The organism is Algoriphagus lacus, assembly GCF_003583985.1.
Lineage (GTDB): Bacteria > Bacteroidota > Bacteroidia > Cytophagales > Cyclobacteriaceae > Algoriphagus > Algoriphagus lacus.
Window position 1 is genome coordinate 1 of sequence record NZ_QXML01000036.1, and the last position, 974, is coordinate 974.

Consider the following 974-nt stretch of genomic DNA (forward strand, 5'->3'; position numbering starts at 1 on the left):
ATTGTATTTCAATCAGGCGAATTCTATAATGAAGAGAGTTCCTTTTTAACAGTTTCATTTATATTGTCAACCATTGAAGAAAAATAGTGTAGTCTTTGGCTAATTGTCTTGTTTTCTTTGTGTTTTTCTTTATTACGGTCATGCTTTACAGACAATAGGAATATCCCTAAGGCTGTCAATGTCCCAATTAAAGCACCAAATACATTTAAAAAAAAATCCGTCCAAAAGGAACTCTCTTCATTATAGAATTCGCCTGATTGAAATACAATTTGTAGAAAAATACTCATTTAATCATTCGTTTATAATGCTCTTCGTATCCATTTTCTTTGAATACTAAAGCAAATGCATCTTTGAAGTCGGCATAATTGAATTCTTTTATATCAAAAATGTTTTGTCCCAAAGAATGCGATTCACGGTTTATATATCTGCAAAAGGCTTGAAATCTGTTTTCTTGCATTGCCGGTTTTTGGAAAACATTATTTAAGTCCTTCTTTTCAACAAAGTTGAAGAAATACTCAATTATATTTCTCATACAATTGGCAATCAATGCAGGTGGCTGTTTGTCGTCTTTAATTACAAACCAATACGAATGATAATCATTCTGAATTTCTTCATAATTCATTTCGAGGATTTCACTTCCTGCCGTGTTTTTTCTGATTCTAAAAAGTTTTTGTTGTTCCTTCCGTCTATCTTTGTTTGTATCGGTCATTTCGTAGAAGAAATATAGACTATGAGTCAAAAGAAAGACTTGCTCGTATTTTTCAGTTCTTAAAAATTCATTGTGAATTAGTCTACCAACATTAAAAACATAAATGTGAGATAAACTTGAAATAGGATCGTCAATTACAACAATCTTCTTCTTACCTGCTTCGGTAGCATCTTTTTTACCCCTACACAACTCCATTCAAGACTATGAAACTAAAATTGCAAAACAGAAAGCTATAATTATTGAGCAGCAGAAACAAACAACCAAT

Annotated in this window: 2 protein-coding genes; both read right to left on the reverse strand. The window is 31.3% G+C overall.

Features of this window, described 5'->3' with window-relative positions; all coding sequences use genetic code 11:
• Positions 1 to 23: 23 nt before the first annotated feature.
• Positions 24 to 287 carry a hypothetical protein gene (locus tag D0X99_RS20285; RefSeq protein WP_119479694.1) on the reverse strand — a complete coding sequence of 88 codons (264 nt, stop codon included), beginning with the start codon at positions 285 to 287 and terminating at the stop codon, positions 24 to 26.
• Positions 284 to 904 (reverse strand): AAA family ATPase, encoded by a 621-nt coding sequence (locus tag D0X99_RS20290; RefSeq protein WP_119479695.1) that lies wholly within the window; start codon positions 902 to 904, stop codon positions 284 to 286. Before D0X99_RS20290 ends, D0X99_RS20285 begins: the two co-directional genes overlap by 4 nt.
• Positions 905 to 974: the final 70 nt, after the last annotated feature.